The organism is Streptomyces sp. NPDC059989, from assembly GCF_042736975.1.
Lineage (GTDB): Bacteria > Actinomycetota > Actinomycetes > Streptomycetales > Streptomycetaceae > Streptomyces.
This window is the reverse complement of the sequence record NZ_JBHWUO010000073.1, coordinates 19,942-29,391: the sequence shown is the minus strand read 5'-3', so window position 1 is coordinate 29,391 and position 9,450 is coordinate 19,942. Positions and strand designations below refer to the sequence as shown.

5 protein-coding genes and 1 pseudogene are annotated in these 9,450 nt (G+C 66.1%); 1 reads left to right on the top strand and 5 read right to left on the bottom strand.

All coding sequences use genetic code 11. From position 1 onward, the window contains the following. Window positions 1-715: 715 nt before the first annotated feature. Window positions 716-809: pseudogene (locus ACFWBN_RS36275) on the bottom strand (helix-turn-helix domain-containing protein); the annotation flags it as partial. Between the two features lie 67 nt (window positions 810-876). Between ACFWBN_RS36275 and ACFWBN_RS36270 the strand changes: the two are divergent. Beyond that, window positions 877-1,521 (top strand): hypothetical protein, encoded by a 645-nt coding sequence (locus ACFWBN_RS36270; protein WP_385184900.1) that lies wholly within the window; start codon window positions 877-879, stop codon window positions 1,519-1,521. A gap of 1,035 nt (window positions 1,522-2,556) precedes the next feature. Here the strand turns inward: ACFWBN_RS36270 and ACFWBN_RS36265 are convergent. The 4 genes from ACFWBN_RS36265 to ACFWBN_RS36250 all read right to left on the bottom strand — a co-directional run bounded on the left by ACFWBN_RS36265 (window position 2,557) and on the right by ACFWBN_RS36250 (window position 9,285). After that, window positions 2,557-3,024 carry a GNAT family N-acetyltransferase gene (locus ACFWBN_RS36265; RefSeq protein ID WP_385184897.1) on the bottom strand — a complete coding sequence of 156 codons (468 nt, stop codon included), beginning with the start codon at window positions 3,022-3,024 and terminating at the stop codon, window positions 2,557-2,559. 298 nt (window positions 3,025-3,322) lie between these two features. Further along, window positions 3,323-3,856 (bottom strand): SMI1/KNR4 family protein, encoded by a 534-nt coding sequence (locus ACFWBN_RS36260; protein ID WP_385184894.1) that lies wholly within the window; start codon window positions 3,854-3,856, stop codon window positions 3,323-3,325. Window positions 3,857-3,949: 93 nt separating this feature from the next. Next, entirely contained in the window at window positions 3,950-8,647 is a 4,698-nt protein-coding gene (locus tag ACFWBN_RS36255) for a putative T7SS-secreted protein (RefSeq protein WP_385184891.1), read from the bottom strand. After that, entirely contained in the window at window positions 8,644-9,285 is a 642-nt protein-coding gene (locus ACFWBN_RS36250) for a hypothetical protein (protein WP_385184888.1), read from the bottom strand. The genes ACFWBN_RS36255 and ACFWBN_RS36250 overlap by 4 nt, the downstream gene beginning before the upstream one ends. Window positions 9,286-9,450: the final 165 nt, after the last annotated feature.

Below are 9,450 nucleotides of genomic sequence, written 5' to 3'. Positions count from 1 at the left end.
GAGTTGCCTACGCGTCACGACCACAGTCCTACTGGGTTCCACCTCGCGAAGAGGCCAGAAGCCAGGAACTGATCACGACATCACACAGGCCCTAGCTGACTGTCGACCTGGCGAACGTCGTGGGTCATCACCCCTCGTTCACAGAACACGTCGGAGTCGGTGACGAAGTATTCGATGCGGAGGTCATACCCGGTCAGTGTCCTGCACTTGACGTAATGCTCGTAGTGGCCGGGAGTGATGCACCTGGCCTCTGCTGTGCGTCCTCCGTCGATGTTCCTGAGACTGCAACCCGGTGGGGCCATCGGAGCCTGTCCGGCTGCCCGGACCGCACCGTGTTCGACTGAAGCCGGCATTGCGGCCAGCGCTGTTGGTCCCCCGCCCGCCGCAAACACGACGGTGGAGACCAGCAATGCTCGCTTTGCCAGTGTTCGTCGTGTCATCCGTACTCCCTCTACAAACGTTGGCTGTGGCTCTTGCCGCCTGCCGATCGTGTTGACGCCCGGCCTCACCAGGGTCGACGACTGCATGCGGCCCATCAAGGGCCTCAGTGAGTGAGTGCACGTATGAGTGAATATGTGTGAAAACCAGGACATCAGCTGAGGTGACCGGCATGCGGACCTGGTCCTTGTGGCGGAGTGGTGCCGTCGAGGACGAAGCAGCGCAGGGCGGTGAACTGAACCTCGATACGGGTGAGCCAGGAGCTGTTCGTCGGGGTGTCCGCGCTGGTGGACGTCACCTCGGCGATCTTCGACACAGGCATGTTCGACGCTGATAAACAGCACCATCTGGGCCCGTCGTCAGGTCGCCATCGACCCAGTTCCTCTGCGGACGATCCGCAGCAACCGTCTGCCTCGTCAAATCGCCTACTATTCGAGCATGCGTACGAAGTGGATCATTGCGGCGATCGGTGGCCTGGGCTTGTTCCTCATGGCCTGCGGGGCCGGCTCGAAGGACGACAGCGCGCAGGACTACTCCTTCCCGGAACTGCCCCAGGCAGTCGCGGATCCGGTCCGGCAGCCGGCCGACCTGCCGATGCCGTGGGCGCAGCCCGGGGACGTCTTCCACGAGGTCGTTGCCTCCGGCTTGCGCGGCAAGACGATCGACATGGCCAACACCGACGGGGAGACCACCGCCCGGTGCCCTGCCGACCTCGTGTTGAAGGACGGCGCCAAGGCGGTGTGCGTGAGCACCTTCGAGGGTCTGGAGGTCGAGTGGGACGTCACCGTGGGCCCAGCGTCGGACGCCCACGGAAGGCGAGTCCAGTGGAGCGCTGAACCCCGCAAGGGCATCCTCACCCGCGACGGTGCCGCCAACCAGGTCTACGGCAACTACAGCGAGCCCGACCTCGTGCGCTGCAGCAACATCCCGAAGGCCGTCCTCGTCCCGATGCTGGGCATATCCGGCCACAGCTGCCAGACCGTGGTGAACGGGAAGGCCGGGAAGCCCATGCCGATCGAAGTCGGCCCGATCTACCCGAAGCTGCAATGCAGACACCGGACCCTCGAAGCCTGCGTGGGGTGAACGGCGGCCCGCCACCGCTCTGGCCCACGCGGCCGAGGTTCTGCTCGGCCGCTCGGTGATCTGGTCGGGCGATGGCATGGGCCGCCCCGGCCATGAGCTGGGCGGCGGCGGATCCGTGCGGCCTGGCCTGCAGCACCTGCAGGTCACAGACATGCGTACGGCAGCGCGGGGGACATTCCCGATCTGCTGCGGGCTCTGACCGACGCCGACGTGGATGCGGCGGATGAGGCGTTGTCCGAGCTGTACGGGAGCGTTCTGCACCAGGGGATGAAGTCCGTGGTCGAGGGCTACTACCGCTGACAATACGGCAACCGCGGCCCCAGAACCGTCAGACAGGAATCGGGCGGCCATCGTCTGCAACGCAGTAGCGTCGGGGTTGGGTTTCGGTCGCCCAGGACGAGCAACCGAGTACCTCCCCGCCAGGACCAGAGCCAGGTCGACCTCGTTGGCCCAGTGAGCCACCACCCTCGTCGGGTGGTTCCAACCCCGTGGTGCTCAGCGCCAAGAAGAAGGACGGTTGCATGGCCATAGTGGACTGGTCCGGAGGCATACCCTGACCCGGGTACGGCGACGGGCCGCACGGAAGACTCCGTGTGGCCCGTCGCCGTCTGCTCCAGAAGGTCACCGGCTGAGGTGGGCAGCCGGCGCCCACGCGAACTCGACGTCGTCCAGCATGAGATCCCCCCAGCGACGCTTCCCCATCGGGCGCGCAGGAGGAACGGGGCGGTCTCCACACGCCCGCAGATGATCAGGCTGGCCAGCCACCATGTACCGGCCGTGCGAGGAGGGCTTGCTGCCGGGCCCGTACGCGCAGCAGCTCCTCCAGTAGCGCTCCCCGCCTCGTCCCCACGGTCTCTAACCTCGCGCTTTCAGCCGAGTGCGACGTCTGCCGATCAGAAAGCAGGGATGCTCCTCTGACCTGGGAGGCTTGGGTACGCCGATGAATCTGTTTGCCTGGCTTGGGGCACTTTTCAGGTGAAGGGGCCCCGGGTGCCTGCGCGAGGATCTCGGGCTGGGTGGAACGGCCCGTGGATTTCAGTTAAGGGTGAGGAGCACTTCGTCGATCTCGCCGCCGCGTGCTTGGCCGAAGCCCCTGCCATGCCCGGTGATGACGAAGCCGCACTTTTCCAGTACGCGAATCGAGCCTGCGTTATCGGCTGCTGCGTGGGCATGCAACGGCCGGACGCTTACGAGATCGACCAGCGCCGTGAGCGCCGCTGTGGCGATGCCGCGGCCCCAGTGCTTTCGATCGATCCAGTAAGTGACCTCGCGTTCGTCCGGCGGCCCGTACACCGCGGCATGGCCAACCACCTCGTCGCCGGCGAGCACTGTGCGCATCAGGACATCGGGGTTGGAACGGATCCTGGCCCAGTAGCTGTCGAAGTGCCCCCTGTCGTAGTGGTATTTCCTGGTGACAGTGGCCACGTGCTGCGCCTCGGGGTCAGAGAGGTGCTCCCAAAAGGTAGACAAATCACTGTCGAGTACTTCGCGGAGGGAGATCATCTCGGTGGTGGCTCCTGTGGCTGGTCGAGAACGCGGTACTTCATCGAGTGTGGCGTCCGAAAGCTGATCAAACTCATCGAGTGTACTCCTGGCCTGGGAGGATGGAACTTGTTGCTGCCCTCAAGGCCGCTTACCCGGTTCGCTCCCATGCGGGTACCGGCTACGTCGAAACCCACGACACCGCCCCCACCAGCCCGGCCCAGTGAATCCAGAGGCCCTCAGCCGACGTAGGTCGGCTGAGTTCCTCTCGGTTCAGCATTGACGTCGAAGCCGTTGGGGTCGGCAGAGCGCCGCATCGTCACGCCGGACCGAGGCGGCGGAATTGATGGGTGGCCAGCGGGAACAGTGACGAGAGGATGTTCGACTGCAGCTCTCCGGTGAGGGCGGACGCGAGGAATTGCGTGCACGATACGGAGTAATGTTCCCATCGGGGGCCGCCCACCTCGTTCACCATGACGGTCCATTCGTTCGGCTCAACGCCGGGAAGAACGAGCCAGTACAGGCATTCTCCGTTGTCCGTGGTCGCCCATGGGATGACCACGGATCCCTCGGCCTCCAGTTCTGCCGGCTTCTTCTCGACCGTCCACAGGTCTTCCAGGTCTTCGAACTGGTACTCGGCCCACTTGAGGAGGTCGTAGTGCTTGTTGGGGCAGTCGGGCTCCAGGACGTAGAGGTAGTCGTCCCAGTTGCTTCCTCCGTAGACGCCGATGAGCTCCTTGTAGTCGTCGGGAAGCTCGACCGCGAGGGTGCGTTCGATCTCGCCCCAATCCTTGTGGCGGGGCTGGCTCGGCGCCGGGGCGATTTCGAGAAGACGTACAAGGGCGTTGGTCACGGTGGGGTCCTGTTCCTAAGGGTTGGCGAGTCCGGACGGACTGGATGACAGCAGGCGAGGTAACGGCGAATCGCACCTACTCGACTACTCTCGTCACTCCTTCGGCTGATTGGGAATGAATGCAGTGTTGCCTGATTCGGTTATTCCGGTACTGCGGTGCTGGGTGAACTTGAAGCCGTCCGATCCATAGGCCTCGATGTATACCCCGGTGGGGATTTTATCAGTCCCGTTATATCGGGGGGTGACGCTGTACTGGATTGTCTCGCCGGCCTCCACCGCGGCCCTGACTTGGTTCTCGATTTTCCGCATGACGGGAGAATTTGCGTAGGCGTGCATGGTGACGAAATTTGCTGGATCATAGTTGGATCCGCCGAGCTGTGCGGCAAGGAGGTGGGCTCGGTTGTACCCCTCGTCCTTCTGCCAACCCGGCGGATCACCGTGCGGATCCGTGGGGTTCTTCCCCATCATGTCCGGCCCCAGCGTGGCGTGCATTGCTGTCGGCCGCCCGAGTTCGTCCAGTTCGCCGTAGACGACCCTGCCATCCCACGTAGGGTCGTCCGGCTCGTTTTTCCTGCAGGGGAGGAGTCCGAGGGGGTCCGCCCACAACAGGGGGTTGTGGACGTAGGCCGTAGGGTTCGGGGCCGGGGCGAGGCCGAGGGGGTCCTGGCTTAGGTAGCGGGCCGATTCGGGGTCGTAGTAGCGGAAGTAGTTGTAGTGGAGTCCCGATTCGGGGTCGAAGTACTGGCCCGGGAAGCGGAACGGCGTGTATGCCGTGGCGTCCCGGTTCCACGTCGTCGTGCCCCACAGAGTGGCTCGGGTGCGCCAGGCCAACTCGCCCGACTCGTCGACGAGTTCCGTCGGCGTGCCGATCAAGTCGGTGACGATGGCGAAGAAGCGTTCGTCGTCGGTGTCCGTGCGGCGTTCCGTCTGGGACAGGGGCCGCTGGCCCGCGTGGTCCCAGGTCAGGACGACGTTCTGGGCTGTCTGCTCGCAGAGGGTCGTGCCGTCCCAGGTGAAGTGGACGGTCTCGGAAGGGGACTGCTTGGATATTCGTCGGCCCAGTGGGTCGTACGCATACCGCCAGACCGTGCCGTCCGGTGTCGTCACCGCGGTGAGATGGTCCTCCGCGTCCCACTCGTAGCGCCAGGTGTCGGGTTTCCGGGACAGCCGCGTCCTCTGGCGCAGCACGACCCGGCCCTGGCCGTCATGTTCGTAGCGGACGGCACCCGCACCGACGATCCGAGTGCCTTCGTAGGTGCGGGCACCCGTAGCGGAGTGCGACGGGTGGGTCGCCGGCCACGAGGCCTCCGTCTGGTTTCCGGCGTCGTCGTAGGCGTACCGCTCGGTCCAGCCGTGCGCATGGACGGCCGTGACGCGACCGGCCGAGTCCACGTCGAACCCACGGGTACCGGACAGTGCGTCGCTGATGCCGACGAGACCGCCGCCCGCGCCGTAGGTGTAGGCGCGGTGCTGGAGGCCACGGCCCCCAGACGTGATGTCCTGGGCCGTCAAGCGGTTCATCTCGTCGAACGACGACGTCAGCGCCACGAAGTCCGAGACCGTGCGCCCCACCTCACGGCCCAAAGCGTCGAAGGAGAAGGTGATGTCGCGCCCGGACGCGGTGAGATTCGTCCTGCGGCCCGCTGCGTCGTACGACCATGCGCTGACCGCACCGCCGGGGGTTGTCCTCCCCACCCTGCGGCCCAATTCGTCATACGTGTACGTCAGCGTCCGGCCATTGACCTTCTCGGACTGCAGGCGGCCGTAGCGGTCTCGCATGCGTTCCAATCCGGCGCCCGGGCCGGTAGCCACCACTAGTTCATCGAAGATGTCGTATTCGAAGGTGGTGACTCCGTTGCCTTCGACCTCTTTGCGGATCACCTGGCCGAGGGCGTTGTTCGTGAAGTCGATGCGCTGGCCCAGGCCGTTCGCCTGGGAGGTCAGACGGCCCGACGCGTCGTAGTCGTAGCTCAGCATCCGGCCGTCGAAGTCTGTCTCCGTGACCAGGCGCCCTGCGGCGTCGTAGGCATACTCCCAGGTCAGACCCCGCGGGTTGGTTACGCGTGTGAGCCGAAGGTTGGTGTCGTAGGAAAACGCGTGACGGATACCATCCGGCCCCGTGCGGGCCGTCAGCAGGTCGAAGTCCGTGTATGCGAAGCGGGTCGTGCCGCCCATGGCGTCGGTGTGGCTGAGGCAATTGCCCTCGCCGTCGTACGTCCAGGACTCCACGCTGCCGTCGGGTGCGGTGCGCCGGGACCGCCGACCCTCGACCGTCCACTCCATGCGGGTCTGCCCGCCGAGGGCGTCGGTGACCTGGACCCGACGACCGAAGGAATCGTGTCCGTATCGGGTCGTGGCACCCGACGGATCGGTGACCTCGAGGGGGAGACCCCGGGCGTCCAGGACCAGCCGGGTGGTGGCACCGAGCGGATCAGTCACCGCGGTGAGCCGGCCGCCCGCGTCGTACGCGAACTGCGTCGTCGCCCCCGAGGGGGTGGTCACCGAGGTGCGGTTGCCGCGCTCGTCGAACGTCTGGCGCGTGACGTTCCCATCGGTCCCGACGATGCGTACCGGCATCCGGTTGTCGTCGTACTCGATGCGTGCCTGCCGTCCGTCCGGACGCTCCAGCACCGATATACGGCCGTGCTCACCGTATGCGAAGCGGCTGATGTGGCCCAGGGGGTCGGTCCGGGACAGCAGTCGGTTGTCACGGTCGTACTCGAAGCGGGTGACCGCCCCCAGTGCGTCGATCTCGGCGACGACCTGGGAACGCTCGTCGACCACGAAGCGCTTCGTGTGGCCGAGGCCATCGGTGAGGGACGTCGTGCGCAGGCCGGTCGCCGGGTCCGTGTCGTCCCAGGTGAACCGCGATTCGACGTGGCCGTTGATACCGGACTGGTAGATGCAGCGGTCCTGGTCGTCGTAGACGTAGTCGTAGCGGCTGCCGTTGGTGTCGGTCCACGAGGTGATGCGGCCGTGTTCGTCGCAGTCGAAGCGCAAGGGGCGGCCGGAGGAATTGGTGACCTCGGTCAGGTGGCCGTCGGTGTAGCCGTAGCGGAGGATCTCCTGGTCGGATCCGTCCGCAGCCGCTCCCGCGAGATGGAGGGCCGTCACTCGGCCTTCGCTCGTGGTGAGCTTCAGGCGGTATCCGCCGTGGTGGACGATCGAGGTAGGTGCGCCCGCTTCGTCGTATTCGAAGCTGATCCAGCGGCCGTTGCGGTCGTCGATCTGCGTCAGGAGCGCGACATCGGCGCTGTGATCGACGAAGTGCCAGACCTTGCCGGTATCAAGATCGGTGAGCGTATAGCCGTCCTTGACCCGGTCCAGCGGCCACCGTCGGCCGTGCGTGGGCATGACCTGGACGCCGGGGGCCGGGTGAGGGTACGCCAACAGACTGCCCTCGTCGCAGCTGAAGACCACGCCTTCCGTGTCGATCTCCAGCCGCTGGTCCACCGTGCTGGACCAGGCGGGACCGAACCAGCGACCTGAACGGTGCGAAGAGTCGAAAGTACGCCGAAACAAGAGGGGAAGTGATCCGGGAAGGGCGATGTCCGTCTGCGGCAGCAGCATGCGGCCGGTCGCCATGTCCACCGGGTCGCCGTCGCAGACGTTGTCGCGACACTGGTTGCTGTTGTGGTTTGGATCCTTCTCGTGATCCCCGCGGCTGCCGCCAGGCTTGTTGCCGTCCAGGTGCTTTGCGTCGTCGAGGTGTTTGGCTGCTGTGGCGGCTCTGCGGGCAGCGCCGGACAGCAGGCCACCCCCCTTGGGGCCGATGGCTTCCGGGACGAGCGTGCCGCCGAACTCGAAGGGGTCCTTCATCGCGCTGTCGGCCATGGCCTTGGCCGCGGCGGCCGGGTCGTTGGCCGTCGTGAGGAGGCCGGCCCCCATGCTGTTGAGGCCCATCTGGGCCACGGTCGGGTGGGTGATGTTGTACGGGTCGTTGGAGTTGAGCCCGCGGGCGAAGTTGACCAGGCCGGCCGTACCCTTGGCGATTCCGCCGGCGAAGTGTTCGTATTCCGCAGCTTTGCGGACGACCTCAACCAGCGCGGCGTCGGCGGCCGACACCTTCGGTGCCGCGTCACGGGTCTTCTCCAACGCCTGTGCCACCGAGCGGGCGACGTCGTCACGCTGGCGCCGTGCCTCGGCCAGTTTCTGCTGGGCGGCCTTGATGCCGTCCGTACCCGGGTCGGTGAAGCCCATGGGGCGGGCCGGCAGCGGATCCTGCTGAGCTTTGACAGCCGACTCGTAGTCCTTGACCCACTTGTCGTAGGCGGCGTGGGCGTTCTCCGACAGCTTGACGGCGGTCTTGTATTCGTCGATCGCTTCCTTGGCCTGTCCCTGCGCCCAGGTCACCGTGTCGGCGAAGCGGCCGACTGCGCCGGCCGCCGTCTCGAAGGCGGCCGCAGCCGCGAACCAGCGGGGCGCCTTCTCCTGAACGGAGTCCCGGAAAGCGTCGGCTGTGGCACCCTTGATGCCGTCCGTGCCCAACTTCTTCAGGCCCTCCCCGGTACGGGTGAAGGCTGCGTGGAAGTCACTCAGGTGCCCGGCGGTCGCCCGCAGGGTGCTTGCGCTGCCGTGGACCAGTTGCTTGGGGTCGTTGCTCTGGCCGAGCTCGACCTCCCCGACGTCGGCGCCCAGACGGTTCGCCGCAGAGTTCGCCGTGTTGCGAACCGCGTTGGCGCCCCCTTGCCAGCCGACATCCTCCAGCTTGTCGGCCGTCTTGTCGCCGAGCCACTCGACCGCGTCGCCCGTGAGGGCCGCGCCTTTCTCCAGCCAGTTGTCGCCGCTCATCGGGAACTGGCCCCCTGATCACTGTCCTGATCGCCAGCCTGCTGGTTCCCGCCCTGCGGGTTGCGGACGCGGTCGAGGGCCTCACGGTCCATGCCCTGCGCTTCGGTAATATCCTCCAACACGCCGCCGAAAAGGCCCTCGTTGAGGACGCCGCGCTTGGTGTCCGCCCACGTACGGTCGAAGTCCTCCCTGGCCTGACGCGCCTGCTCCGGCGTCTCCTGCTTGAACGCGTGATCCGACAGGATCGCGTCCATGGACTTCTTCTCGACCTCGTCCTCCGACGCGAAGGGGTTGCCGATACCGGCGTTGACCAGCACCTTGAACGTGCCCCTGCGGTATTGGTCCTCCTCCCACACCGAGCCGGCCCCGATACCCAGGCGCTCGGCTAGCCCACTGGTCATGACGAAGAGGCTGCTCACGCTCATATCCCAGCGTTCGCAGAACCCCTCCAACGCCGCAGCGACCGCCGGATGACCGGCCTCCATACCCGTCAGCGCCAGCTGGCTCATACCGCCACCCGCTACGGCCGAGGTGCCCATCGCGAACTCACGCAACTCCCCGACCGCGGAACGCAGACCGTCCTGGATGTTCTGCACTGCGACCGGATCCATCTCCAGGTCTGCGTCGCCACCACTCATGATCCCTACCCCCCAAGGTTCCCGGAGACGCTACACGAGAAGATCAAGAGCTCCGTCGCCGAGCGTCGACGTTCGGCCAGGTCAGCGGACCACTGGGGCATGTCCCGGCCAGTGCCTGCAGGCCCCACCGAACACCTCACCGCGGCCGGGAGGGGCACCCGTGGA

Coding starts and splice junctions, on each gene's coding strand:
- ACFWBN_RS36270 (WP_385184900.1), top strand. CDS start 877: ATGCGTACGAAGTGGATCATTGCGGCGATCGGTGGCCTGGGCTTGTTC.
- ACFWBN_RS36265 (WP_385184897.1), bottom strand. CDS start 3,024: ATGATCTCCCTCCGCGAAGTACTCGACAGTGATTTGTCTACCTTTTGG.
- ACFWBN_RS36255 (WP_385184891.1), bottom strand. CDS start 8,647: ATGAGCGGCGACAACTGGCTGGAGAAAGGCGCGGCCCTCACGGGCGAC.
- ACFWBN_RS36250 (WP_385184888.1), bottom strand. CDS start 9,285: ATGAGTGGTGGCGACGCAGACCTGGAGATGGATCCGGTCGCAGTGCAG.